The sequence below is a fragment of the Amycolatopsis silviterrae genome (assembly GCF_042684085.1).
GTDB classification, from domain to species: Bacteria; Actinomycetota; Actinomycetes; order Mycobacteriales; family Pseudonocardiaceae; genus Amycolatopsis; species Amycolatopsis silviterrae.
The window spans coordinates 306,577-330,398 of record NZ_JBHUKS010000003.1 but is presented as its reverse complement, the minus strand read 5'-3'; the positions used below and the strand labels follow the sequence as shown (position 1 = coordinate 330,398).

Here is a 23,822-nt window from a genome sequence, read left to right as displayed (position 1 = left end):
CGGTGCTCGCCACGAAGCATTCCCACCCAGGCAGGCACCGCCTCTGCTGTGCCTATCCGTGCCCGAGACCGGAGCGTTACCCGGCGCAGTCGCCCGCCGGCCAGCCCTGCTCGCGGACCCAGGCGAGGGTCTCGTCGCCGAACGGGTTCACCCCCGGGCCTGCCGCGAGCGTGTGCGCGAGGTGGACGTGCAGGCATTTCACCCGCCCGGGCATTCCGCCCGCGGTGACCTGCGTGCCGAGCGACTCGATGGCGTCCCGCTCAGCCAGGTACGTCTCGTGCGTGCGCTGGTACGCCGCCGCGAGTTCGGGATCCGTGGTGAGCCGTTCGGTCATCTCCTTCATCACGCCGGACGCCTCCAGCGTGCCCACCATCGACGACAACCGCGGGCAGGTCAGGTAATACAACGTCGGGAACGGCGTCCCGTTCTCCAGTCGCGGACTGGTCTGGACCACCGAGGGATGCCCGCTCGGACACCGCGCGGCCACCGCCCGCAAGGCCCGCGGCGGCCGTCCGAGCTGCTGCGCGATGACCTCCCGGTCGGCATCGGTGACGGGCTCGAATCGGGGTGTCTCCGTGCTGCTGTTCACGCTCTCCAGGCTAATGCCGCCATCCGCCCGGCCCCTCTCGACCTCCGCCGAAACGGCCGAGTTGTCCACAACCCGCACACCGTGTGGACAACTCGCCGCATCCGGCTCCGCGGCTCTTCCGGTGTGGTTAACGTGGAAGGCAGTCGAAGCTTCGCCACGAAATCAAGAGAAGTCAGCCTACGCCAGCAAAACCCCGCCGCGAGAAAACGACCAGCACCCACGCCAGGTAAGGAGCGCGCCTAACGAACCGAAAACCAACCGGCGAAAAGCCAGCCGGACACCTCAGCCGCCGGCCACCTGCGCCCACAGGTTCTCGTACCAAGGCGCCTGCGGGGCGGGCGACTGCCCAGGCTGCGCGGCCGTCGGCGAACCGGGCTGGTCCTCGGGCAGCTGGACCATCCACGGGGTCTCGCCGGGCTTCACGTACCGGAGCCGGCGGCGGGCTTCCGCCTCGATCTGGGCCGGGTCGCTCAGCTGGGCTTTGCGGTCGCGCAACTGGGCGACCTCGTGCTGGAGCTGGGCGAGCTGCGCTTCCTGGTCCCGGACCTCGGAGCGCTGGGAAAGGTAGGTGCGCAACGGGACCGCGACGGTGAACGCCAGCGCGCACACCACGATCGCCACCACGGCGGCGCGCCGGGTGGTCGACATGCCGAGCACCTTGGCCGCACCGGAGGCGCGTTTCGCCGCCAGGCCGCGGCGAAGCCGGGCCCTGGTCGTCTCCGTCGCGTCCGCGCCGGTGCGGCGCCGGGCCGACGCGGGACGGCGGGCCCTGGTGGACCCGCTTCCCGAAGCCCGGCCGCCGCGGCGGCTGCGCGCCCTCCCCCGGTCGGCCATGTGCCCCTCAGGCCTCCGCGCTGAACCGCGGGAAGGCGAGGTCGCCGGCATAGCGCGCGGCGTCCGCGAGGGTTTCCTCGATGCGCAGGAGCTGGTTGTACTTCGCGATCCGCTCGCCGCGCGCCGGGGCCCCGGTCTTGATCTGGCCGACGCCGGTGGCGACCGCGAGGTCGGCGATGAAGGTGTCCTCGGTCTCGCCGGACCGGTGGCTCATCATCGACTTGTAGCCGTAGGAGGTGGCCAGCGACACCGCGTCCAGCGTCTCCGAGAGGGTGCCGATCTGGTTGACCTTCACCAGCAGCGCGTTCGCCGCGCGGCGGGTGATGCCTTCTTCGAGGCGGTCCGGGTTGGTGACGAACAGGTCGTCGCCGACGAGCTGGACCTTGTCGCCGATCTCGGAGGTCAGCTGGACCCAGCCGTCCCAGTCGTCCTCGCTCAGCGGGTCCTCGATGGAGACCAGCGGGTAGTCGCGCAGCAGTTCGCCGTAGTAGGCGGACATCTGCTCCGCGCTGCGCTTCGTGCCCTCGAAGGTGTAGGCGCCGTCGGAGTAGAACTCGGTCGCGGCGACGTCCAGCGCGAGCGCGACGTCGCGGCCCGGCACGTAGCCCGCCTTCTCGATCGCGGCGAGGATCAGGTCGAGCGCTTCACGGTTGTTGGCGAGGCTCGGCGCGAAGCCGCCCTCGTCGCCGAGTCCGGTGGCCAGGCCGCGGCTCTTCAGCACGGACTTCAGCGCGTGGTACACCTCGGTGCCCCAGCGCAGCGCCTCGCGGAAGGACTCCGCGCCGATCGGCGCGATCATGAATTCCTGGATGTCGACGTCGGTGTCGGCGTGCGCGCCGCCGTTGAGGATGTTCAGCATCGGCACCGGGAGCACGTGCGCGTTCGGCCCGCCGAGGTACCGGAACAGCTCCAGCTCGGCCGATTCCGCGGCGGCCTTCGCGACGGCGAGCGAAACGCCGAGGATGGCGTTCGCGCCGAGCCGCGACTTCGCCGGCGTGGCGTCGAGGTCCACCAGCTTCTGGTCGACGATCCGCTGGTCGACCGCGTCGACGCCGACCAGGTCCGGCCCGATCTCGTCGAGCACCGCGGCGACCGCGCGCTCCACGCCCTTGCCGTTGTAGCGGCCGGTGTCCCCGTCGCGCAGTTCGACCGCTTCGTGTTCACCGGTCGACGCCCCGGACGGCACCGCCGCCCGAGCCAGGGTGCCGTCGTCGAGCGCCACCTCCACCTCGACGGTCGGGTTCCCGCGCGAATCGAGAATCTCGCGCGCGCCTACCTGCTCGATGAGAGCCACGCTCTGCTCCTTGGTGGGTCGTGCCTGCGGTGACGCCGCCCAGAGTAACTGCCCAGCGTGTTCACCCGTTGGAGGCCAGGCCGGTGCCGAGCCGTTCCGCTGCGTGTTCTCCAGCTCAGTCGGGCACTTCACCGGTCTCGTCGGCGGGCGGGTCCTCCGGCCGTACTTCGCGCCACCCCGACGGCAGTTCGACCTGGTCGGTCACCTGCTGCCAGAACGTCCAGCTGTTGCCGCCCGGATCGGCCACGGTGAAAATCCGCGCACCGTAAGGCTGGTCCTGCGGCGGCTCCGGCGCGGCGTCCTCCCCGAGCGCCGCGGACACGCGCTCGTGCTGCGCGTCGACGTCGGTCACGTACACGACGTTCAGCTGTCCGACCGGCCCTTCGACCCCTTTGGCCTCCCAGTATTCGGGACCGACCCCGGCCAGCTGGAGACGCGCGTCACCGGCGCGGAGCGTCGCCTGGAAGACCTCGCCTGCCCCGTCCTCGAAGCGGACTTCCTCGGTGAAGCCGAACACCCTGGTCAGCCACGCGAGCGCGGCCGTCGCGTCGCTGTAGTAGAGGTACGGCGCCAGTCCCACGTAGCCGGGTTCCTGATCGCTGCTCATGGCGGAACAGTCCATCACGACTCCTCTGCCGGTCGTGCAACGCCCTCCGCGCCGGTATCGTGAGGCGACCATGACGGACGCCGCAGCAGCCCCCGAACCCGACGGCGAATCGCGCTTCCGCAGGTTCCGCAACGCCGAGCACCTGGTCGCGCGGCGTCGCCCGCTCGACGCGCTCAAAGAGCTGGAACCCCTGCTCGACGACGAACAGGACAAGCCGAGCGTCCAGCTGCTCGCCGGGCGCGCGTACTTCCACTCCGCCCAGCTGCGCCGCGCCGAACGCGCCTTCACCCGCGTGCTGGAGCTGGACCCGACCGACCATTACGCCCGGTTCGTGCTCGGCCGCACCCTCCAGCGCCTCGGCCGTTTGGCCGAGGCGCTCGCACAACTGCGGATGGCGTCGGCGATGAACCCGGTGCCGGAGTATCTCGAAGCGATCAGCGAGGTCAGGGCGAGGATCACGCTCAGCGACCACTGAGCCGCACGTCCCGAACGTGCAGCCGCGGAAGCACACACGTGCAACCGAAGGATCCAGCCCGGCTTCAGCGCGTCTTCTGAAGTGAAAGGGCAACGGGGAAGCCCAGCCATCCGGCGACGCGGCTCGGCCAGTCGGCCGATCCGGACGGACCGGCCGAAGCGCGATCCTTGGTGTCATCACAGAGAGCGATTAGAGGAGGCCGACATGACCGCGCTGACCGTGATCGGAGCGACCGCCGGGCTGCTCGTGCTGGTGCTGATGGCGCTGGCGCCGGCGCTCGTGGAACTGAACGAACGCCACCCGGTCCAGCCCCGCAAACAGCCCGCGCGCGCCGAGGCCCTGCCGCCGAAGCCGGTGCGGGTGAGCGCCGCGCTGACGACCCACTGACTGCCGAACCGTTGATCTGGCCGGAGCGAGCCGCGGATTAGGCCGCTCCCCGAGCCTGATGCAGCAGTAGGACCGGCTGAGGCATTGCGGGCAACCCATCCCACCGGTTCGAACCGCCCCACCGGCTGGCCGCCGACCGAACCCGGCCAAGCCGTCCGCTCGCCGACCAGGCCCAGCCACCGCCCCCGGTCAAACCGCCCGTGCAGGAACCAAGTCAGGCCGTCACGCCACCGAAACCAGGCCACGCCCTCGACTCGCCGACCACACCCAGCCACCGCCCCGGTCAAGCCACCCACCCGCAAGCGGATCAGGCGGCCAGGCCATTCACCGCGGCCAGATCAGGCCGCCGGACTCAAGGCGCAACACTCGCCGCTGCATAAGAATCCGCCGCCGTGAAAACATCCTGCACGTAGTTGACCGCCGGGTTGTAGAACAGCATCGCTTTCCACCAGCCTGCCGGGGTGCCCAGGTCGTCGTTGCCGGAGCAGAGGTAGCGGGCGGCGGTGAAAGCCGCGTCGTCGAGGTTGCGGGGGTCGGCGGGTTTGCCGTCGCCGTTGGCTCGCTGGGCGTGCTTGTGCCAGGCGTCCGGCAGGATGCGCAGCGGGCCGATGCGGTGATCCGCGGTGCGGTCGCCGTCGAGTTTTCCGGTGTCGGTATCCGGGGCTTCCGCCCTGTCAGGCTTCACCGTCATGGTGCCGTCGGGGCCGGGTTTTTCCGCCCCGAAGGCCAGGTTTCCGATCGCCGCGAGCGTCGCCCACGACAGGTGGCACGACGGTTTTTGCCGCTGCATCCACATTTCCGCGCGCCCGTACGCGGCGAGCACTCGCGCGTCCAGGTGCGTCTTGTCGGCGACCCGGTTCGCCCACGCGTCCAGTTCCGCTTGGTCGGACACGAGCGGGCGGTCCGGCGGTGCGGCCAAGCCGACTCGCGGGGCTTCGGAGCCGGGTTGCGGGCGCGGCTCCTTCTTCGCGGCGGCCGGGGGCGGAGCGGCCGCGGCGGGCGGGGCCGGCGGGTCCGGGTTCTCGATCCCGATGGTCACCACCAGCACGACCCCGGTCAGCACCAGACCCAGCGACATCGCGATTCGGCTCGGGTAGCGGCGCGGCGGGTACGCCGGGGACGGGGTACTAGTCGGCTGAGTGGTATCGGCCACCCGGACAGGTTACTGATGAACCCGGCAGTGGGACGCTGGACTGGGCGAATGGCAAGCGGATGGTTAACTCTCCGGCCAAGCCGCCCAGGTCACACAATTCGTTACGTGACCTGTCGGCGACGCTCTGACCTGCGGTTACCCTAACCTAACCCGGCAAGAAACGTCGTTTTGCGTATTTTGCCGCACCCGGCCGGGGAACCTCCCTCTGGACTTACAGGCAAGCCTTACCTAAAACATCAGGTCAGGTAGTCGAAGGAGGGCTGAACAGTGGTGTTTTCCAGCGCGCTCATCGGGCTGCGCGAAGGCCTCGAAGCCGCGCTTGTGGTGAGCATCCTGGTCGCCTTTCTGGTCAAGACCGACCGGCGGCACGCGCTGCGGTTCGTGTGGCCCGGGGTCGGCGCGGCGGTGCTGCTGTCGGTCGCGGTCGGCGCGGTCCTCACCTACAGCACCGCGCAGCTGAGTTTCGAGCATCAGGAACTGCTCGGCGGCAGTCTTTCCATCGTCGCGGTCGTCTTCGTCACCGCGATGATCTTCTGGATGCGCAAGGCTTCCCGGCACATCGCGGCCGAATTGCGCGGCAAAATGGAGGACGCGCTCAAGGTCGGTCCGGCGGCGGTGCTGCTGCTGTCGTTCCTCGCGGTGGGCCGCGAAGGGCTCGAAACCGCCGTTTTCTTCTACTCGGCCGTGCAGACCGCGCAGTCCGACACCTTGCAGCCGCTGATCGGGTTCGTGATCGGGATCGCCGCCGCGATCGTGCTCGCCTACCTGCTCTACCGCGGCGCGGTCCGGTTCAACCTGGCGAAGTTTTTCACGATCACCGGCGTGCTGCTGGTGTTCGTCGCCGCCGGCGTGCTCGGCTACGGCCTGCATGACCTGCAGGAAGCCGGATTCATCCCGGGACTGACCACGCTCGCCTTCGACGCGTCGAGCACGCTGCCGGAAACCTCCTGGTACGGCGCGCTGCTCAAGGGGATCTTCAACTATTCGCAGCAAACCACTGTGCTGCAAGCGATCGCGTGGGTCGCCTACGTGGCGATCGTGCTGCCGCTTTTCCTCAAGCCCGCCCGCAAGAACAAGACCGAAGCGGCTCCTGCCGCACCGGCCGCTGCCAAGGAGTGACCGTGCCCCAGTTCCGCAAAACCTCGACGGCTGTGCTCACCGGCCTCGGCGCGCTCGTCGCGCTGACCGCCTGTGACAGCACGAACTCCGCGTCCGGTCCCTCCGGCGCGGCCTCGGGCGGGCCGATCAAGGTCGAGGCGTCCGACACCGCCTGCTCGGTGTCCGCGACGACCGCGGCCGCGGGCAATCTGACCTTCGAGATCGCCAACAAGGGCAGCAAGGTCACCGAGTTCTACCTCTACGCCGAGGGCGACCGGATCATGGGCGAGGTCGAGAACATCGCGCCAGGACTGAACCGGCGGCTCATCGTCGAGGTCCCGCAGGCGGGCAAGTACCAGACCGCGTGCAAGCCGGGCATGGTCGGCAACGGCATCCGCGGTGACTTCACCGTCACCGGCGGCGCGCAGAGCGCGAACGACGCCAGCGCGCAGAAAGCCGCCGCCACCAAGAGTTACGCGACCTACGTCGAGAACAACAGCTCGGCGCTGGAGACCGAAACCGCGAAGTTCGTAACCGCGGTCAAGGCGGGCAAGACCGACGAGGCGAAGGCCGAATACGCGCGCACCCGGGTGTTCTACGAGCGGATCGAGCCGGTCGCGGAGAAGTTTGGCGACCTCGACCCGGCCATCGACGCGCGCGAGGCCGACCTCGAACCCGGCCAGCAGTTCACCGGGTTCCACCGGCTGGAGAAGGACCTGTGGAGCACCGGGCTGAAGCCGGACAGCCCGCAGATCGCCGACAAGCTGCTCACCGACGTGAAGTCACTCGTCGCCAAGGCGAAGACGCTGCAGCTGAGCGTGCTGGACCTGGCCAACGGCGCGAAGGGCCTGCTCGACGAGGTCGCCACCGGCAAGATCACCGGCGAGGAGGAGACGTTCTCGCACACCGACCTGTGGGACTTCCAGGCCAACCTGGACGGTTCCAAGGGCGCGATCGCCGCACTGCGGCCGATCCTGCAGGAGCGCGACGCGGCCCTTGTGTCCACTTTGGACAAGCAGTTCGCGAACGTGCAGGCACTGCTGGACAAGACCCGCTCCGGCGACGGCTTCAAGTACTACAACGAGCTTTCCCAGGAGCAGATCAAGGCATTCGCCTCCGCCGTGGACGCGCTGAGCGAACCGCTCAGCAAGGTCGCCGAGGTCGTGGCCAAGTGACCGCGCGAGCGGAATCCGAAGAGGGGGCCCAGGTTTCCCGCCGGAGGCTGTTCGGACTGGCCGGCGCGGGAGTCGCGCTGGCCGGTGCGGGCGCGGCGGCCGGGGTCGGCATCGACCGGCTCGGCGGCGGCACCCCCGCCGCGGCCGCGGTGTCCACTGTGGACTTCCACGGCGAGCACCAGGCTGGGATCGTCACGCCGACGCAGCAGAACCTGCACTTCGCCGCGCTCGACGTGACCACGAAGGACGCCGCCAAACTGCGCGAACTGCTGCGCACCTGGACGGCCGCGGCCCGGCGGATGACGGCGGGCCAGGACGTCGGCCCGGACGGTGCGCTCGGCGGATCCGCGCAGTCCCCGCCGGACGACACCGGCGAGGCGCTCGACCTGCCCGCCGCCGATCTGACGCTGACGATCGGCTTCGGCCCCTCGCTGTTCGACGACCGGTTCGGCCTCGCCGCGAAACGCCCGCCGCAGCTGATCGACCTGCCGCTGTTCCCGAAGGACAAGCTCGACCCGGCGCGCAGCGGCGGCGACCTGTGCATCCAGGCCTGCGCGAACGATCCGCAGGTGGCGGTGCACGCGGTGCGCAACCTGGTGCGGCTGGGCTTCGGCGTGACCGAGGTGCGCTGGTCGCAGCTCGGGTTCGGCCGCAGTTCGTCGACCTCGCGCTCGCAGCAGACGCCGCGCAACCTGTTCGGCTTCAAGGACGGCACCAACAACGTCAAGGCCGAGGACACCGACGTGCTCCGCGACCAGGTGTGGGCGCGGGCAGGCGACGGGCAGGCCTGGATGGCGGGCGGCACCTACCTGGTGGCGCGCCGGATCCGGATGCACATCGAGACCTGGGACCGCGAGACGCTCGCCGGGCAGGAGCAGATTGTCGGGCGCACCAAGGGAACTGGTGCGCCGCTCGGGCAGACCGGCGAGTTCGACCAGGTCGACCTGCAGGTCGGCGGCGAGGGCGGGACCCCGCTGATCGCCGAGGACGCGCACATCCGGCTGGCCTCGCGCCAGACGCGCAAGGGCGTGCAGATCCTGCGCCGCGGCTACAACTTCGTCGACGGTTCCGACGGTGTCGGCCACCTCGAGGCCGGGCTGTTCTTCCTCGCGTTCAACCGGGACACGCGCTCGCAGTACGTCCCGATGCAGCAGGCGCTGTCGTCGAAGGACGCGATGATGGAGTACCTGCAGCACACCGGTTCCGCGCACTTCGCGATCCCGCCCGGCCTCACTCCGACCAGCAACTGGGGCGACGGGCTCTTCGCCTGACCAGTACAAACCTCCCCGCCCCGCCACTGCGTGGGACCGGTTGCCGGTGCCTTCCGGGCAAGCGACGGTGACCGCGTTCATCCGCGCGAGGTGAGGAGTTCGGTCGTGGTCGCTGTGGCACAGCCGCGGTTCGGGGTGTGGGCGGTCGTCTACGGGTCGTGGGGCCCGTTCGATCATCCGGACGATCCGGTGGACGCGAGCTGGGAACGCAACCGGCGGCTGATCGTCGAGGCCGACCGGCTGGGTTTCGATTCGACGCTCATCGCGCAGCACGTGGTGAACCCGTTCGGCGACGAGCTGGACCAGCTGGAGACGTGGACGTCCGCGGCCGCGCTCGCCGCGCTCACCGAACGGATCGAGATCATCGCGGCGATCAAGCCGTATCTCGTGCACCCGGTGGTGCTGGCGAAGCAGGCGCTGCAGATCCAGGAGATCAGCGGCGGCCGGTTCGGGCTGAACCTGGTCAACGCCTGGTACAAGCCGGAATTGGCACGGGCGGGCATTCCGTTCGCCGAGCACGACGAACGGTATGCCTACGGCCGTGAATGGATCAGTGTCGTGCGCGGGCTGCTGGCAGGCGAGCGGGTTTCGTTCGGGGGCAAGCACTTCCAGGTCGACGGGTACCAGCTACGCCCGGCCGGTTCGCCGCCGACTGTGTACGTCGGCGGGGAGTCGGACCCGGCGCGAGCGCTGGTCGCGGACAAGGCCGACGTGTGGTTCATCAACGGGCAGCCGAAGGAGAACGTCGCCCGGCTGATCGAGGATGTCGAGGCCCGCCCGCGCACCGGTCCGCCGGTCCGGTTTGGACTGTCCGCCTTCGTGGTGGCCCGCGAGACCGACGCCGAGGCGGAGGCCGAACTGGCGGCGCTGTGGGAACTGGCCGAGGCGGGCAAGGCGCGGTGGGAGGCGCTGGTCGCGGACGCCGATCCGAAGGCGGTGATGTTCCAGACGTTCGCGAAGTACCCGCACATCGGCACGAACGGCGGCACCGCGGCCGGTCTGGTGGGCAGTTACGACACCGTCGCACAGCGGATCCGCGAGTGGGCTGACCTGGGCATCGAGACGTTTATGCTGCAATTTCAGCCCTTCGAAGCGGAGATGCGGCGGTTCGCCGAACACGTAATTCCCCGCGTGCGCTTGACTTCAAGCAAGCTTGAACTTGCACGGTAGGTGCATGTTCACCGAAGCAGAACTCAGCTACCTGGCCGACCAGACGCTCGGCCGGGTAGCGACCCAGCATCCGGACGGCACCCTGCAGGTCAGCCCGGTCGCGTTCACCTGGAACGCGGAGACGCAGACCATCGACGTGTCCGGCTACAACCTGGCGAAGAGCCGGAAATACCGCAACGTCGAGGCCAACGGCCACGTCGCCATCGTGATCGACGACGTGCCGTCGACCACGCCGATGCGCGTTCGCTGCCTGGAAATCCGAGGCCGCGGGGAAGCCGTGCCGGATGCCTTCGCCTCGGACGGCCACCTCGACGGAGCCGTGATCCGCGTCTATCCGCGACGCATCATCAGCTTTGGCATCGACGACCCCGACCACGAACCGCTGGAAACGAAAACGAACAACCGGAACGTCTGAGATCGCGCCGGTTCGCAGTCCCGCCCCTGCCTGGGGGAGGGACGGGACTGCGCCTGTTCTCAACGACGTGCACCCGCACCCGCATACGCCGCCGTGCCCACCACGAACAACAGCCCGGCCATCCACCACGCCGCCTCAGCGTCCGCCGTTGCCATCGGCCAGGCCACGATGTCGTAGACCTCGTCAGCGAGCTTGGGCACGAACGCCGCCACCATCGCCCAGCCCAACGGCAGCGTCCAGCCGAACTGGCCGCCGAACAGCGTGGCCGCCAGACCGGTCAGGCCGAGGAGTCCGGCCGCGTTGCGGAGAACCCAGCCGGTGTCCATCGGGGATTCGACAAGTCCTTGTGCGGCAAGCATTACTCCACCGGCTAGCGCACCGATCAGCAGAAGGTGCACCAGTCGCCGGGGCGGCCAGCGGAAGGAGGCCGTGCGGTCGAGGTCGAGATCCTGTCCGCCGAGGCCCACGCCCGCCACCGCTATCGCGGAACCGAGTGCGATTGTCGCGAAGAACGCCGACCAGTTGTCGCCCAGCAGCGGCGGGAAGGCGACGGCGCAGACCAGCAACGCCACCAACGACGCGGTGAGGTGCCGCGAACGCGCGTACAGCGCTATCCAACGCATTAGCGCGCGCCCTCCATGAGGACCTTCAACGGGTCGCCGGTGCAGGTCAGCTCCATCTGCCGGGCCGCGGCGACCCGGGCGGTCTGCTCCGCTTCGGGCGCGGCCTTCAGCGCTGCCCACGCTGGATCCGTCCGAGTCTGCAGCGGAGGCTGGGCGTAGGAAGTCGGTGGCGTGTACGAGCCCACCAGCCACCGCGCCATCACCCAGCGCGCGGCGTCCTCCCGGTCGTTCTTCTCGCCGCTGTAGGAGGTGGGATGACAGGCTATCGTCCCAGCACCACTCAGCAGCGCGACGGTGAGGCTCGGGCCGCTTTTCTCCTGTAGCGCATAGTCGTCCTGCTGGATCAACACGCGGGACGGATCTCGCGGACCGGTCTTGTTGCTCCGGTACGGCGCCGTTGACTCCTCGACCTTGGTCGGATGCTGGGGCAGCTTCTCCAGCCGTTGCAAGGCTTCCTTGCCCGGACCGGCCACAGTGGACATCCAGTCCTCGTGCAGCCGGGTCACGCACACCGGGCCGTCGCAGACGAGCGCGGCCGCCGTCTGGTCCGGGGCGTGGTTGTCCGTCGACGAGGCGGGGAAGAGCGGCAAAGCCACCGCCAGCCCGGCCGCCACCGGCAGCAGCGCGAGCACCTTGGTCCGCGCCGACCTCGCCAGCAGCAACAGGATTCCGGCGACAGTGAGCCCGAGCAACCAGCTCAACTGCCCGATCTCCACCGCGGGCCTCGGCAGATCGAACGGACCGCGCGGCTCCACCTGCCCGATCCCCAGCAGCACCACCGCGTTCGGTCCGTCGCCGTTCACGCCCGACATCTGCGCGAAAAGCCCGGCGGCCAGCGCGAGCACGGCCAGCGCCGGAGCGGTGATCGGATACGGCAGCAGCCGCCCGAGACCGAGCCCCAGTGCCACCCCGGCGAGCACGGACAGCACACCGAGGACCAGCTGCATGACCCACGCCGTGGTGAACAGCCCGCCGTGCGCCACGACCTGCCCGACCCCAGCGGCGACGAGCACCAGATAGCCCACCACCGCGGCGATCCCGAGAGCCAGGCTGAGCGTCATGGCTCGGTGCCCGGCGGGCCGGGGCGTGGAACCGAACAGTTCGCCGACCCCGGCGCGGGTGTCCCGCATGCCCTGGATCGCCGAGGCGCCGACGATGATCGGCCACATCAGCACCAGCAGATAGCGCGGCCATCGCACCGCGGTCAGCCACGTCGCGTTCCAGGCCGCGGAACCGTGGGCCCACGGCCCGCGCGAGATCAGGAGCATCCCTAGGCTCACCACCAGCATCGCGACCGGCACCCACGGTGCGATGGTGCGCCGGAGTTCGATCCGGAACGCGCTCATCACCACGCCCCCTTCCCCTGCGCGTGGCCGAGCAGCGCCGAATAACCGCGCTCGATGGGACTGTCGCCGACGTCCGCCTCGCTGCCCGCCGCGGCCAGATCGCCTGGCGTGCCTTGGAAAACCAGCTTCCCGGCGGCGAAGAGGACAACGTCCGAGCACGCCGCGGCCACGTCTTCGACCAGGTGGGTGGACACGATGACGCACGCGTCCCTGCCGATTTCCTGCAGCAGCTCCCGGAACCGCACCCGCTGCGCCGGGTCGAGCCCGGCGGTGGGCTCGTCGAGCAGCAGGAGCACCGGGTCGTTGACGATCGCCTGCGCGATGCCGACCCGCCGGACCATGCCGCCGGACAGCGTCTTCATCTTGTCGTCGGCGCGGTCGGCGAGACCGACCCGCTCGATCGCGCGCTGCACCGCGCCCGGCACCTCCGTTTTGGGCATTTCCTTGAGCCACGCCATGTATTCGACGAACTCACGGATGGTGAACCGCTTGTAGTACCCGAAAGACTGCGGCAGATACCCGATCCGGCGGCGCAGGCCGCGCTGGTCGAAGCGCGCCCCGACCGGCGCTCCGAGCAGCGCCAGCTTGCCCTCGGCCGGCCGCAGCACCGTGGCCAGCGCGCGGATCAAGGTGGTCTTGCCCGCACCGTTCGGCCCGAGCAGCCCGTGCACCCCCGTGCCGAGCGCGAGGTCGAGCCCGTCGACCGCCATCCGCTTGCGGCCGACCCGCACTTTCAATCCCTCTGCCTGGACTTCCCAGGCGTAGGTCGCCGGAGCGACCTCGGCGGCTTCCACAGCCCGCATTGGTTTCCCCTCTCGTTTCCGTCAGTGTTGGGCGGCGAGCCGCGTGAAGGTGTTCCGGCGAAGCGCGACGAACACGGCCGCGACGACGGCGGCCACCAGCCAGCCCGGCCAGGCGACCGCGTCCAGCAACACCGAGCCGCCGAACGCGACGCTCGGCACCACCAGCGCGCCAAGCCACAGGCCGACCAGGATCGAGGCCGCCCAGGCGACGCCGATGAACGTGCCGAGCGCGAGCGTCCCCGTGGTGAACGCGAGACTCGGCAGCAGCGACAACCCCAGCTCCGCGCCGACCAGCCAGCCCGCGAACAGCAGCACCGCCAGCACCGGCACCACGACCGCCGTGGTCCGCCGCAGGATCAGCTCCAGCCCGGCACGCGGGGTGGCCATGGTGAGTTCGTACGCCGGGTCCAGCCCCCGCGACCACGCCGCCGCCACCCCGAATACCGGCAGCACTGGGGAAAGCACCTGCACGAACGACAGTCCATAGTGGAGTGACTGGTCGAGGTAGATCGACAGCGCGCCGACCACGAGGACCATCAGCAGCCACGGCACCATCACCGGCGTCGCCCAGCAGCGCAGCCACGCCATGGCCCGGCGCGGCGCCGGCTCCGGCGCTTCGGCGAGTTCCTGTTCCAGCCCGGCCCACACGGCGCCGAGCAGATCGGACACCTCGGCAGGGGCCGCGCCGGAGAGCCGGGCCCGGCACTGCGCGCATGTCTCCAGGTGCCCCTCGACCGCCCATGCCTCGTCTCCCGGCAGTTCGCGCCCCTCGACGTAACCGGCGAGCATCCGATCGGACAGGTGATTCATGGCGTGCCCTCCTTCAGCCGGACCTGGTTCCTCGACGTTCACGACAGCGCCTCCCGCATCGCGATCCGGGCGCGGCGGGCCCGGGTCTTGACCGTGCCCTCCGGCAGGTCCAGCAGGATCGCGGTCTCGCGCACCGACAATCCGTCGAGCACCATCGCCTGCAAGACCTCGCGCAACTCCGGCGCGAGGGCACGCAACGCGTCGCCCACCGAATCGCCGACCGTGCCCGCCAGCGCCTCCTCCTCGGCGGCCGGAGCCACCAGCGACTGCCGCGCTTCGGGAGGCGGCTGCGCGTGATGCGCCCGCCGCCGGAACGCGTCGATGAGCCGCCTCGCCGCGATCGTCCAGACCCAGCCCACGGCGGAGCCGCCGGCGACGACGCCCGCGAACGAACTCGCGGCACGCCACACGGCGAGGTACGTCTCCTGCATCACCTCCATGACGATCTGGTCATCGGAGCAGCGGTGACGCAGGCGAATCGCGAGCCACGGCGACGTGCGGCGGTACAACTCCTCGAACGCCGCACGGTCGCCGCGGGCGATACGCCGGAGGAGGTGCTCCTCGTCCGGCTCCCTGGGTGGCTTGTGCTTCACACCCGGCAAGACGCCACCTCCGCGCTTCCGGTTCTCAGATTCAAGTGATCTGGATCACAGTTACTGAGCCGGGGTTATCCGGCCGCCGAGGGCCATCGTGCCCGGCGACGGATGGAGGTGCGGGTGGACGGGAGAGGGCTCCGTCGTTCGGGTGAGGACGGGCGGCCCGACAGCGGGGCGGGAAGCAATGTCAGGGACTTAAGCCGGGCAGAGTCAGCCTGCCGACCGCCCACAAAGGACACCCAGGCCGGTGAAATACCCGATTAACTACAGAATGACCGTTTCTGCAGGTCTGTGAGGGGAACCCTGACGGAATCTGATTCCCCCAGGGGTCCCCTCACGGCCGACACGCTCAGCTCCCGCCAACCCTCGGCTGCTGACTCAAGCCGAAGGCCAGAACTTCCGCCAGCCCTCGGCCTCCAGCGTCGCCGGTTCCACCCCGGCCTTCCGCGCCGCCGCCTCAGCCGCCCGGATGTCGCGGGCGAACTGCTTCGCCACCGCCCGCAGCTCGCCCTCCGGATCCAACCCGCCCCGGCGCGCGGTCGCCGCCGTCCGGAACAGCTGGGCGGGGGCGGAGGAATCCTGCGGGAACAGGTCGAGCGGGATCCCGGCCCGGCCGCTGCGCTGGCCCAGTTTCCCGGCCAGCGCGACCGCGGGCTGGCCGAGCGCCACACCGTCCACAATGGACTTGCGCTGTTTCTCGGCCTGCTTCAGCTCTTCCCACCTGAGTTCCTGATGCTCAGCGGTGGCGATCCGGGCCGCGTCGGCGAACACGTTGGGGTGGCGGCTGACCAGTTTGTCCACGAGATCACCGGCGACGTCGTCGATGGTGAAGGGGGCGCGGCCGTGCTCGGCGGCCACGCGGGCGTGAAAAAGCACCTGCAGCAGGACGTCGCCCAACTCCTCGCGCAGGGCCGCGCGGTCGTTGTCCTCGATGGCTTCCAGCAGTTCGTACGTTTCCTCGACCAGGTACTGCCGCAGGGATTCGTGCGTTTGCCGGGCGTCCCACGGGCAGCCGCCCGGGGAGCGGAGCCGGTCCATGACCTCGACCGCCTCGACCAGCGGCGGCACGGGCGTTTCGATGAGCTGTGCGCCGGCGGCGAGCATCGCGGCGGCGGTCGGTTCGGTGCGGGAAGCAGCGAGCAGCACGATGTTCCCGGAGTACTGGCCTACCGGCGGGACGCCGAACTGCGCGGCATCAAGGTCGGTTCCGGCGTAGACCGCGCCATTGCGCAGGAGAGGCAGCGCGGCCGCGGGCAGCGTCTCGCCGCGGACCAGGACGACGGTGCCGGTCACTGCTGCGCCGGGGCACCGCCGCGCACCGGCACGGCCACGCCCGTGACCTCGGCCGCACTGGGAGCGAGGTTCATGCCGACCGGGTCCCACACGCCATAACGCGGGTTGATCTTGAAGTCCACATCGCCAACATACGGCTGCAGCATCCGCACGCCGATCGCGCCCAGCTGAGCCGCGGTCGGCTGCTGGACCTGGTCGGTGGCGACCTTCGAGTCCGTCGTCCGCTTCCGCACCACGGCGGTGACCCACCAGGTCGGCGCGCTCGCCGGGTTCGGCTGGAAGGCGATCGCGGTGTTCGCGGGCACGCCGAACAGCACGGTCGCGGCGTCCTGCGGCGACGACAACGCGGGAGCCTGCTGGCCGACATTGCCCTGCGCGCCGCTCTGGAGGTCGGCCTGGAGCTTGCCCGGATTGCCCGCGTATTCCTCGGCCTTGGCGATGGCCTGGCTGCGCGCGGCCTTCGGGTCGATCGACGGGGCCTGGCTCTCCGAGGTCGGCGCGCCGATGCTGGTGTAGTCGAAGTTCACCGACAACGTCGGCAGGTACTTCAGCGCGATCCGCTGCTGCAAGTACTGGTCGGTGATGGCCTCGCGGTGATCGCGCAGCCGCCAGACGAGCTGGGTGACCGCCGCCGACTGGTCCTGCGTGACGGCCTCGGGCACCGGCGACACGAGCGGATCCTGTTGCATGGCCTCGCTGACAGTGGCCTGGTCGACCGCGATGCCTTCCTTCTGCGCGGCCTTCGCGACGACCTCGTGCAGCAGTTCCTGCCGGACGATCTCGCGCCCGACGAGGTCGAGCTGATGCCGCGAAGCGAGCTGCCGGGCGTACGGATGCTCCTGCACGGCGCGGTCGAGCAGCGCCTGAACCTGGTCAATGGTGGTGACCTGACCGTCGACGACCGCGGCAGTGCCCACCTGACTGGGACCGGTACCGCATCCGGCGAGGAGGAAAGCTCCGGCGAGAACGGCGCCCAGCGCACGGCGGCGCCCCATGATCCGCATCACAGGCCCTACCCTCTCACATGCCCTCGAAACGCAACACCATCGAGGCATTCAGCGGGCTATTGTCGACATATGGACTCTTGGTTGTCGATCGAAGTCCTTGACGGGGCCTTCGCGGCGAGCGCGTGGCAACGTGCTCACGGCGACCGCCTGACCGAGGCCGCGCTGACCCACGGCGCCGAGCAGTGGACCTGGCATGTCCATCGCTGGGGCGTGACACTGGAGATCGAGTTTTCGTCGGAGGAGAAACGGGATCGCTTCCGGGGCCTGCCCGCTGTGACCGCCGCGCTCGACGCGGTGCCGGACCCCGAACACGGCCTGCTGGTGTATCCCGGCCGCGGCGGCGGTTCGGGGTCCCGGGTACCGCGGCGTCCCCGGCCGTTGCCGATGTCCGGCTGCGGTGCGCTGCCGACGCCGCAGGAGGACGTGTCGCTGCGGCTGGCCACGGCGGAACCGCCGGGCATCGAGATCTGCCCTGCGAGCTGAACGCGATCACCGGAACGCCGCGAGGTTCTCCGTTGCCCACTGACGGAAAGTGCGGCCGGGACGACCGGTGATCCGCTCGACGCCGCGGGCGGACTCGCCGGGCAGTTGCGCCCAATAGTCCAAGATCGCCTCGGCCAACGGCGTCGGCAACTGCTGGACCGCCTCGTGCCGGGTCGGTTCGCGCAGCTTGATCTCCCGGCCGAGCACTTCTGCCAAGATCTTTGCCTGGTCCCGGAAACTGAGTAGCTCCGGCCCGCCCAGACTGATCGTCTCGCCGTCCAGTGTGCCGGTGGACAGCGCGAGTTCGGCGACGTCGGTGATGTCCTCGGGGTGGATGACGTCGAGCCGGGCGTCCGGGTACGCCTGCTCGACCGGCCTGCTGGCGCGAACGAAATCGGCCCACCGCAGGGTCATCGTGGCGAAACCGCCGGGGCGCAGAACGGTCGAGGTCAACGGCGCGGACCGGAGCGCCTGTTCTACCAGCAAGTGGTGGCGGGCCAACGCATTGTGCTCGGCGTCGGGCAAGGTCACCGAGTCCGAGGACAGCAGCACTACCCGGCGGACTCCGGCCGAGACGGCAGCGTCAAGCAGCTCTTCGATACCGGTCGGCTCGGCGTAGAGGAACATGCCGGTGACCCCCGCCAGCGCGGGAGCGAACGTCGCTGGGTTGGCAAGGTCCAGTTCGACGGCCGGGAAATCGAGCTGTTCCGGAGCGCGGCTGGCAGCTCGGACGCCGGGCAGGCGGTGCAGCAGGCTCGCGCCGATGCCGCCACGAGCGCCGGTGATCAAGATCGTCAAGGGGTACCTCCGCGGGAATTCGGTCCTGTGCCCCACTTTTCCCGCGCCCGCTGATCGAGTCCAACAAAGAATACTGGTCACATTGATCGAGCAGTGCTATGAATCCCGCATGGAGTTGCGGCAGCTGGAATGCTTCGTCGCGGTCGCGGAGGAGGCCAGCTTCACCCGCGCCGCGACCCGGCTGCACCTCGTGCAGGCCACGGTGTCGGCGACGATCGCTTCCCTGGAACGAGAGCTGGACGCGCCGTTGTTGTTGCGCACGACCAGGCGAGTCAGCCTCACTGACGCCGGTCTCGCGCTTCTGCCGAAAGCGCGCGCCGCGCTCGATGCCGCCCGCGATGCCCGCGACACCGTGCACGCCGTCCGGGGCGGGCTGCGCGGCACGCTGCGCATCGGGACCATGAGTTCCCTCGGATTGATCGACTTGCCCGCGTTGCTAGGCGGCTTCCACCGCGAACATCCTCGGGTGTCAGTGCACCTCGCGACCGCGTCGTCCGAAGGCGGATCTCCCGGACTGGTCACGGCGATCGCCGAAGGGCGGCTCGATCTCGCCTTCGTCTCGCTTCCCGGCCACCCGCCCGCCACCGTGCACCTGCGGACGCTGACCACCACGCCGCTGGATCTCGTGGTTCCCCGCGATCACCCGTTCGCCCACCGAAACGACCTGACTCTGACTGATCTGGCGGACGAACCGTTCATCGATTTCCCGCTCGGCTACGGAAACCGTGCCGTGACCGATCGCGCGTTCGCCGTGGCCGGGGTACGACGGCACCTCGCCATCGAAATCACCGACCTCGCCGCGGGCACCGATTTCGTCCGGCAGCGTCTTGGCGTGGCGCTGCTGCCCCGGGCGATCCTCCTGCCCGACGCCGACCTCATCGCACTTCCGATCACCGACGCCGACCTGAACTGGCCTATTTCCCTGGCCACCCCGGCGGGCCGCACCGCCGGGGCCGCCGCCAAGGCGTTCATCGACCTAGTGCCGCAGCACCTCCAGGACTAGCGACGATCACACCGCCGCCGGAGTTTTCGTCAACTGCGCCAACAGCTTCGTGCACCAGTCGAGCAGTTCCTGGTCCCGCAGCACCGGCGCGCCCATCCGGCCGCCCGCCGGGCCCTCGGTCGGCTTCGGCACCGACACGGTGTTGGTAACCGCCTTGTACAACGCCTTGGGGTACAAGCGTTTCAGCCGCACCAGCTGCGAGTCCAGCAACGGCAGCGGCGCGAACCGGATCGTGTTGCCCTGCACCGCGACCTCGGTGACGCCGGCCGCGCGGCAGGCGTGCCGGAACGCCGCGACCGCGAGCAGCCGGGTGACCGGGGCGGGCGGCTGGCCGTAGCGGTCGATCAGTTCCTCGCGCACCGCGTCGAGCGCTTCGGTGTCCGGGGCGGACGCGATCTTGCGGTACGCCTCCAGCCGCAGCCGTTCGCCAGGCACGTAGTCGTGCGGGATGTGCGCGTCCACCGGCAGGTCGACGCGGACTTCGGCCAGTTCCTCGTCCTCCGCCGGCTCCGCGCCCGCGTGCCGCCGGAAGGCCTCGACCGCTTCGCCGACGAGCCGGACGTACAGGTCGAACCCGACGCCCGCGATGTGCCCGGACTGTTCCGCGCCGAGGATGTTGCCCGCGCCGCGGATTTCCAGGTCCTTCATCGCGACCGCCATGCCCGCGCCGAGTTCGGTGTTCTGCGCGATGGTGGCGAGCCGGTCGTGCGCGGTCTCGGTGAGCGGCGCTTCCGGCGGGTACAGGAAGTACGCGTACCCGCGTTCACGGCCACGTCCGACGCGGCCGCGCAACTGGTGCAGCTGGGCGAGGCCGAGCATGTCGCCGCGTTCCACGATCAGCGTGTTGGCATTGGAGATGTCCAGCCCGGTCTCGACGATCGTGGTGCAGACGAGGACATCGTACTCGTTCTCCCAGAAGCCCTGGATGATCTTTTCGAGCTTGTCCTCGTTCATCTGCCCGTGCGCGGTGACGACGCGCGCCTCCGGCACCAGCTCGCGGATCCGTTTCGCCGCCTTCTCGATCGACGACACCCGGTTGTGCACGTAGAACACCTGGCCGTCGCGCAGCAGCTCCCGCCGGACCGCGGCACCGACCTGTTTGTCGTCGTACGCGCCGACATACGTCAAGATCGGGTGCCGGTCTTCCGGCGGAGTGAGGATGGTCGACATCTCGCGGATGCCCGCCAGCGACATCTCCAGCGTGCGCGGGATCGGCGTCGCCGACATGGTGAGCACGTCGACGTGCGTGCGCAGCGCCTTGACGTGTTCCTTGTGCTCCACGCCGAACCGCTGTTCCTCGTCGACGATCACGAGGCCGAGGTCCTTGTAGCGGATGCCGGTCTGCAGCAGCCGGTGCGTGCCGATGACGATGTCGACCTCGCCGTCGGCGAGCTGTTCGAGGATCCGGTCCGATTCGGCCTTGTGCGTGAACCGCGAAAGGCCCTTGATGGTGACCGGGAACGACCGCATCCGCTCGGTGAACGTGTTCAGGTGCTGCTGCGCGAGCAGCGTGGTGGGCACGAGCACGGCCACCTGCTTGCCGTCCTGCACCGCCTTGAACGCCGCGCGCACCGCGATCTCGGTCTTGCCGTAGCCGACGTCGCCGCAGATCACCCGGTCCATCGGGACGCCGCGTTCCATGTCCGACTTGACCTCGTCGATGGCCGCGAGCTGATCGTTGGTCTCGGTGAAGGGGAAGGCGTCTTCCAGCTCGCTCTGCCACGGCGTGTCCGCGCCGAACGCGTGGCCGGGCGCGGCCTGGCGGGCGGCGTAGAGCTGCACCAGTTCGGCGGCGATCTCCTTGACCGCTTTTTTGGCGCGGGCCTTGGTGTTCTTCCAGTCCGAGCCGCCGAGCTTGTTGAGCGTGGGCAGTTCGCCGCCGACGTAGCGGGACACCTCGTCGAGCTGGTCGGTGGGCACGAACAGCCGGTCTCCCGGCTGGCCGCGCTTGGACGACGCGTACTCCAGCAGCAGGTACTCGCGGGTCGCGCCGGCGACCGTGCGCTGCACCATCTCCACGAACCGGCCGATGCCATGCTGGTCGTGCACCACGTAGTCGCCCGCCTTGAGCGCCAGCGGGTCGACCGCGCCGCGGCGGCGCGACGGCATCTTCGTGTTCAAGTCCTTTGTGGACGATCCGGCCGTGGCACCGCGGCCGGTCAGATCCGCCTCGGACAGCACCACGAGCGCGCGCTCCGGCGAGACGAAGCCCTCGGCGAGCCCGCCGCAGGTGACCGTGACGACGCCGGCCGCCGGTACGTCGGCCAGCTCCTCGACGTGCTTCGCCGGGACCTCGGCCGCCATCAGCTGTTCCACCGCGCGGCTGGCGGTGCCCTGCCCGGCGACGACGAGCACGCCGGTGCCGCCGGACGCCAGGTGCGCGCGCAGGTCGGTCATCGCGCGCTCCAGCTCGCCCCGGTACGCGGGAGCCGGCTCGATGGCGACGCGGTACACATCCGGGTCTTCGCTGGTCAGCTGGGTGAGCGTCCACCACGGGCGCTTCGTCTCCTGCGCGTGCGCGGCGATCTCGGCCAGATCGCGGTACGCCGACGCACCGAGGTCGATCGGGGCCTGCCCGCCCGCCGCGGCAGTCGTCCAGGACGCTTCGAGGAACTCCTGGCCGGTACGGACGAGGTCGGCCGCGCGGGCGCGGATCTTCTCCGGATCGGCCAGCAGCACGTGACTGCCCTGAGGCAGGGCATCGGTGAGCAGCGCGAGTTCGCCCTCGCAGAGCACCGGGATGAGCGCCTCCATGCCCTCGACCGGGATACCGCCGGAGAGCTTGGTGAGCATTTCGGCCAGGTGCGCGTCGGCCTCGTACGTGGTGGCCAGCTCGGCGGCGCGCGCCTTCACGTCCGCCGTGAGCAGCAGCTCCCGGCACGGCGGCGCGGTGACCCGCTGGATCTCGCCGGGGAGCGATCGCTGGTCGGCCACCGCGAACGCGCGGATCTCGCTGACCTCGTCGCCCCAGAACTCGACGCGGACCGGATGCTGCGCGGTGGGCCCGAACAGGTCGAGGATGCCGCCGCGGACCGCGAACTCGCCGCGCTTCTCGACCATGTCCACGCGCGTGTAAGCCAGCTCGACAAGCCGTTCGAGCAGGTCCTCGAAGCTCTGTTCCTCGCCGACGACCAGGTCGATCGGCGCGAGCGAGCCGAGCCCGGGGGCCATCGGCTGGATGAGGCTGCGCACGGTGGCGACCACGACCCGCAGCTGTTCGTCGCCGACGTGCAGGCGGTGCAGCACTTCCAGCCGCCGCCCGACGGTGTCCGCGCGCGGCGAAAGACGCTCGTGCGGCAGCGTCTCCCAGGACGGGAAGTCGGCCACGCGCTCGCGGCCGAGCAGCGCGCCGAGCGACGCGGTCAGCTCGTCGGCCTCGCGCCCGGTGGCGGTGACGGCCAGCACCGGACGGCCCGCGCCGCCGCGATCGGGGTCTTCGGCCAGCGCGGCGGCCACGAGCTGCCGTACGGCGACAGCGCCTTGCAGTTCGAGCAACGGGGCTCCGGCGCGCTCGACAACACCGCGCAGCGCCGGGTCGGGAAGGATGGCTTGGAGGAGTCCGGACAGTACAGCGTCGGTCACCGTCCCAGCCTACGTCGCGGCACCGACAGGTTTCCGCTCCCCGGCGATCACCTCCGCCAACAGGGGCAGTTGCCGCTCCACCGCACCAGGCTCCAGGGAGCCGACCCGCAACAGCACGTGTTCGGCCCCAGCCTCGGCGTATCGGCGCACGGTCGCCGCGACTTCCGCGACCGGACCGGTCACCGTCGCCTGAATGGTGCTGATCTGCGCCAGCGACCGCTGATAAGTCGCCTGCGCGTAGTCCTCCAGTACCCGCCGGCCGCGGCGCGGATCGGGGTCGACGTAGACGGTCAGGAACAGCGACGGGGTGACTGGGCGGTCCGTGGCGGCGCGGATCGTCGCCAGGCCGGCCGCGTAATCCGCGGGATCCGGCGGATACGGGAGCCAGCCGTCGTAACGCAGCGCGGTGCGGCGGAGCGCGGCCGGGGTCGCGCCGCCCAGCCAGATCGGCGGGCCGCCGGGGCGCGCGGGCCGGACCGCGGGCGGCAGCCAGTCGTAGTGCAGCACCTTGCCGTGGAACGAGCGCGGTTGCCCGGTCCACAGCTCGCGCCAGAGCGCGACCACGTCGTCCAGCTGCGAGAACCGGGTCCGGAAATCGACCCCGGCCAGCTCGAACTCCCGCTCGCTGAACCCGGGGAAGCCCGCGCCGACGCCGACCGCCAGCCGTCCTTCGGAGATGAGATCGACCGACGCGAGCGTCATCGCGGTCTGCACCGGATTGCGGTGCGCGGGCAGCAGCACCGCGGTCCCGACGGTGACGCGTTCGGTCGCCTGCGCGACCGCGGTGAGCAGGGTGAGCGGTTCGATCCGGGGCCGGGAAAGCGAGTCACCGGCCCAGATCGACGCGAACCCGAGCCGTTCGGCTTCGCGGGCCACTTCGACGAGGGCACGCGGGGTGCCGCCAGCTTCGAGCTGCGCCTGTCCGGCGGGAAGAAGAAGTCCGAATTCCACGTCGCCGACGATCCAGCGCGGCCCGGTGTCCCGGCAATTCCCTGCGGGGAATGGCCCGG

General features: G+C 70.0%; 24 protein-coding genes. 9 read left to right on the top strand and 15 right to left on the bottom strand.

Annotated elements, in window-relative coordinates:
* Positions 1-76: 76 nt before the first annotated feature.
* The 4 genes from ACFSVL_RS03310 to ACFSVL_RS03295 all read right to left on the bottom strand — a co-directional run bounded on the left by ACFSVL_RS03310 (position 77) and on the right by ACFSVL_RS03295 (position 3,324).
* Positions 77-598 (bottom strand): DUF501 domain-containing protein, encoded by a 522-nt coding sequence (locus ACFSVL_RS03310; protein WP_378300405.1) that lies wholly within the window; start codon positions 596-598, stop codon positions 77-79.
* A 273-nt stretch (positions 599-871) separates the two neighbouring features.
* Positions 872-1,237, bottom strand: coding sequence for a septum formation initiator family protein (locus ACFSVL_RS03305; protein WP_378300403.1), 366 nt, complete (start codon positions 1,235-1,237; stop codon positions 872-874).
* A gap of 193 nt (positions 1,238-1,430) precedes the next feature.
* Positions 1,431-2,717 carry a phosphopyruvate hydratase gene (eno, locus tag ACFSVL_RS03300; RefSeq protein ID WP_378300273.1) on the bottom strand — a complete coding sequence of 429 codons (1,287 nt, stop codon included), beginning with the start codon at positions 2,715-2,717 and terminating at the stop codon, positions 1,431-1,433.
* Between the two features lie 115 nt (positions 2,718-2,832).
* Entirely contained in the window at positions 2,833-3,324 is a 492-nt protein-coding gene (locus ACFSVL_RS03295; protein ID WP_378300271.1) for a VOC family protein, read from the bottom strand.
* A 70-nt stretch (positions 3,325-3,394) separates the two neighbouring features.
* Between ACFSVL_RS03295 and ACFSVL_RS03290 the strand changes: the two genes are divergently transcribed.
* Together ACFSVL_RS03290 and ACFSVL_RS03285 are read left to right on the top strand one after the other, a co-directional pair.
* Complete coding sequence (locus ACFSVL_RS03290; protein WP_378300269.1) at positions 3,395-3,799, top strand: tetratricopeptide repeat protein; 405 nt, start codon at positions 3,395-3,397, stop codon at positions 3,797-3,799.
* Positions 3,800-4,003: 204 nt separating this feature from the next.
* Complete coding sequence (locus ACFSVL_RS03285; protein ID WP_378300267.1) at positions 4,004-4,186, top strand: hypothetical protein; 183 nt, start codon at positions 4,004-4,006, stop codon at positions 4,184-4,186.
* A 352-nt stretch (positions 4,187-4,538) separates the two neighbouring features.
* On the opposite strand, the gene ACFSVL_RS03280 is transcribed toward ACFSVL_RS03285, so the two are convergent.
* Positions 4,539-5,339, bottom strand: a complete 801-nt coding sequence (locus tag ACFSVL_RS03280; protein ID WP_378300265.1) for a murein transglycosylase — start codon at positions 5,337-5,339, stop codon at positions 4,539-4,541.
* A gap of 267 nt (positions 5,340-5,606) precedes the next feature.
* Here ACFSVL_RS03280 and efeU point away from each other — a divergent pair, with 267 nt between their 5' ends.
* The 5 genes from efeU to ACFSVL_RS03255 all read left to right on the top strand — a co-directional run bounded on the left by efeU (position 5,607) and on the right by ACFSVL_RS03255 (position 10,468).
* Positions 5,607-6,458: an iron uptake transporter permease EfeU gene (gene efeU, locus ACFSVL_RS03275; RefSeq protein WP_378300263.1), complete on the top strand. Its 852-nt coding sequence runs from the start codon at positions 5,607-5,609 to the stop codon at positions 6,456-6,458.
* Positions 6,459-6,460: 2 nt separating this feature from the next.
* The gene (gene efeO, locus ACFSVL_RS03270) at positions 6,461-7,612 is read left to right on the top strand and encodes an iron uptake system protein EfeO (protein WP_378300261.1); all 1,152 of its coding nucleotides are present in this window, start codon (positions 6,461-6,463) and stop codon (positions 7,610-7,612) included.
* On the top strand, positions 7,609-8,883 hold the full coding sequence (gene efeB, locus ACFSVL_RS03265) for an iron uptake transporter deferrochelatase/peroxidase subunit (protein WP_378300259.1): 1,275 nt from the start codon (positions 7,609-7,611) through the stop codon (positions 8,881-8,883). The genes efeO and efeB overlap by 4 nt, the downstream gene beginning before the upstream one ends.
* 105 nt (positions 8,884-8,988) lie before the next feature.
* Positions 8,989-10,053 carry an LLM class flavin-dependent oxidoreductase gene (locus ACFSVL_RS03260; protein WP_378300257.1) on the top strand — a complete coding sequence of 355 codons (1,065 nt, stop codon included), beginning with the start codon at positions 8,989-8,991 and terminating at the stop codon, positions 10,051-10,053.
* A gap of 4 nt (positions 10,054-10,057) precedes the next feature.
* On the top strand, positions 10,058-10,468 hold the full coding sequence (locus ACFSVL_RS03255; RefSeq protein ID WP_378300255.1) for a PPOX class F420-dependent oxidoreductase: 411 nt from the start codon (positions 10,058-10,060) through the stop codon (positions 10,466-10,468).
* A 59-nt stretch (positions 10,469-10,527) separates the two neighbouring features.
* Here ACFSVL_RS03255 and ACFSVL_RS03250 read toward each other — a convergent pair whose 3' ends face one another.
* From ACFSVL_RS03250 to ACFSVL_RS03220, 7 genes are all read right to left on the bottom strand, one after another.
* Positions 10,528-11,091 carry a hypothetical protein gene (locus tag ACFSVL_RS03250; RefSeq protein WP_378300253.1) on the bottom strand — a complete coding sequence of 188 codons (564 nt, stop codon included), beginning with the start codon at positions 11,089-11,091 and terminating at the stop codon, positions 10,528-10,530.
* On the bottom strand, positions 11,091-12,437 hold the full coding sequence (locus ACFSVL_RS03245; protein ID WP_378300251.1) for a hypothetical protein: 1,347 nt from the start codon (positions 12,435-12,437) through the stop codon (positions 11,091-11,093). Before ACFSVL_RS03245 ends, ACFSVL_RS03250 begins: the two co-directional genes overlap by 1 nt.
* Positions 12,437-13,240 carry an ABC transporter ATP-binding protein gene (locus ACFSVL_RS03240; protein ID WP_378300249.1) on the bottom strand — a complete coding sequence of 268 codons (804 nt, stop codon included), beginning with the start codon at positions 13,238-13,240 and terminating at the stop codon, positions 12,437-12,439. The genes ACFSVL_RS03245 and ACFSVL_RS03240 overlap by 1 nt, the downstream gene beginning before the upstream one ends.
* A gap of 21 nt (positions 13,241-13,261) precedes the next feature.
* Entirely contained in the window at positions 13,262-14,050 is a 789-nt protein-coding gene (locus tag ACFSVL_RS03235) for a zf-HC2 domain-containing protein (protein ID WP_378300247.1), read from the bottom strand.
* 38 nt (positions 14,051-14,088) lie between these two features.
* Positions 14,089-14,643 (bottom strand): RNA polymerase sigma factor, encoded by a 555-nt coding sequence (locus ACFSVL_RS03230; protein WP_378300401.1) that lies wholly within the window; start codon positions 14,641-14,643, stop codon positions 14,089-14,091.
* 381 nt (positions 14,644-15,024) lie between these two features.
* A complete protein-coding gene (locus tag ACFSVL_RS03225) occupies positions 15,025-15,939 on the bottom strand; it encodes a MazG family protein (RefSeq protein ID WP_378300245.1) in 915 nt (304 codons plus the stop codon).
* Positions 15,936-16,934, bottom strand: a complete 999-nt coding sequence (locus ACFSVL_RS03220; protein ID WP_378300243.1) for a hypothetical protein — start codon at positions 16,932-16,934, stop codon at positions 15,936-15,938. The genes ACFSVL_RS03225 and ACFSVL_RS03220 overlap by 4 nt, the downstream gene beginning before the upstream one ends.
* Positions 16,935-17,015: 81 nt before the next feature.
* Between ACFSVL_RS03220 and ACFSVL_RS03215 the strand changes: the two genes are divergently transcribed.
* The gene (locus tag ACFSVL_RS03215; RefSeq protein ID WP_378300241.1) at positions 17,016-17,429 is read left to right on the top strand and encodes a hypothetical protein; all 414 of its coding nucleotides are present in this window, start codon (positions 17,016-17,018) and stop codon (positions 17,427-17,429) included.
* Between the two features lie 6 nt (positions 17,430-17,435).
* On the opposite strand, the gene ACFSVL_RS03210 is transcribed toward ACFSVL_RS03215, so the two are convergent.
* Positions 17,436-18,227, bottom strand: coding sequence for an NAD(P)H-binding protein (locus ACFSVL_RS03210; protein ID WP_378300239.1), 792 nt, complete (start codon positions 18,225-18,227; stop codon positions 17,436-17,438).
* A gap of 109 nt (positions 18,228-18,336) precedes the next feature.
* Here ACFSVL_RS03210 and ACFSVL_RS03205 point away from each other — a divergent pair, with 109 nt between their 5' ends.
* Positions 18,337-19,230 carry a LysR family transcriptional regulator gene (locus ACFSVL_RS03205; RefSeq protein WP_378300237.1) on the top strand — a complete coding sequence of 298 codons (894 nt, stop codon included), beginning with the start codon at positions 18,337-18,339 and terminating at the stop codon, positions 19,228-19,230.
* 6 nt (positions 19,231-19,236) lie between these two features.
* Here the strand turns inward: ACFSVL_RS03205 and mfd are convergent, their stop codons facing one another.
* Positions 19,237-22,797: a transcription-repair coupling factor gene (mfd, locus tag ACFSVL_RS03200; protein WP_378300399.1), complete on the bottom strand. Its 3,561-nt coding sequence runs from the start codon at positions 22,795-22,797 to the stop codon at positions 19,237-19,239.
* Between the two features lie 24 nt (positions 22,798-22,821).
* Entirely contained in the window at positions 22,822-23,763 is a 942-nt protein-coding gene (locus tag ACFSVL_RS03195) for an LLM class flavin-dependent oxidoreductase (RefSeq protein WP_378300235.1), read from the bottom strand.
* Positions 23,764-23,822: the final 59 nt, after the last annotated feature.

Excerpts from the sequence above, each read along its gene's own strand:
- ACFSVL_RS03255 (WP_378300255.1), top strand. The coding sequence starts at position 10,058 with ATGTTCACCGAAGCAGAACTCAGCTACCTGGCCGACCAGACGCTCGGC.
- ACFSVL_RS03245 (WP_378300251.1), bottom strand. The coding sequence starts at position 12,437 with ATGAGCGCGTTCCGGATCGAACTCCGGCGCACCATCGCACCGTGGGTG.
- ACFSVL_RS03215 (WP_378300241.1), top strand. The coding sequence starts at position 17,016 with ATGGACTCTTGGTTGTCGATCGAAGTCCTTGACGGGGCCTTCGCGGCG.
- ACFSVL_RS03290 (WP_378300269.1), top strand. The coding sequence starts at position 3,395 with ATGACGGACGCCGCAGCAGCCCCCGAACCCGACGGCGAATCGCGCTTC.
- ACFSVL_RS03305 (WP_378300403.1), bottom strand. The coding sequence starts at position 1,237 with ATGTCGACCACCCGGCGCGCCGCCGTGGTGGCGATCGTGGTGTGCGCG.
- ACFSVL_RS03295 (WP_378300271.1), bottom strand. The coding sequence starts at position 3,324 with ATGAGCAGCGATCAGGAACCCGGCTACGTGGGACTGGCGCCGTACCTC.
- ACFSVL_RS03240 (WP_378300249.1), bottom strand. The coding sequence starts at position 13,240 with ATGCGGGCTGTGGAAGCCGCCGAGGTCGCTCCGGCGACCTACGCCTGG.
- ACFSVL_RS03205 (WP_378300237.1), top strand. The coding sequence starts at position 18,337 with ATGGAGTTGCGGCAGCTGGAATGCTTCGTCGCGGTCGCGGAGGAGGCC.
- ACFSVL_RS03250 (WP_378300253.1), bottom strand. The coding sequence starts at position 11,091 with ATGCGTTGGATAGCGCTGTACGCGCGTTCGCGGCACCTCACCGCGTCG.
- ACFSVL_RS03235 (WP_378300247.1), bottom strand. The coding sequence starts at position 14,050 with ATGAATCACCTGTCCGATCGGATGCTCGCCGGTTACGTCGAGGGGCGC.
- ACFSVL_RS03220 (WP_378300243.1), bottom strand. The coding sequence starts at position 16,934 with ATGGGGCGCCGCCGTGCGCTGGGCGCCGTTCTCGCCGGAGCTTTCCTC.
- ACFSVL_RS03285 (WP_378300267.1), top strand. The coding sequence starts at position 4,004 with ATGACCGCGCTGACCGTGATCGGAGCGACCGCCGGGCTGCTCGTGCTG.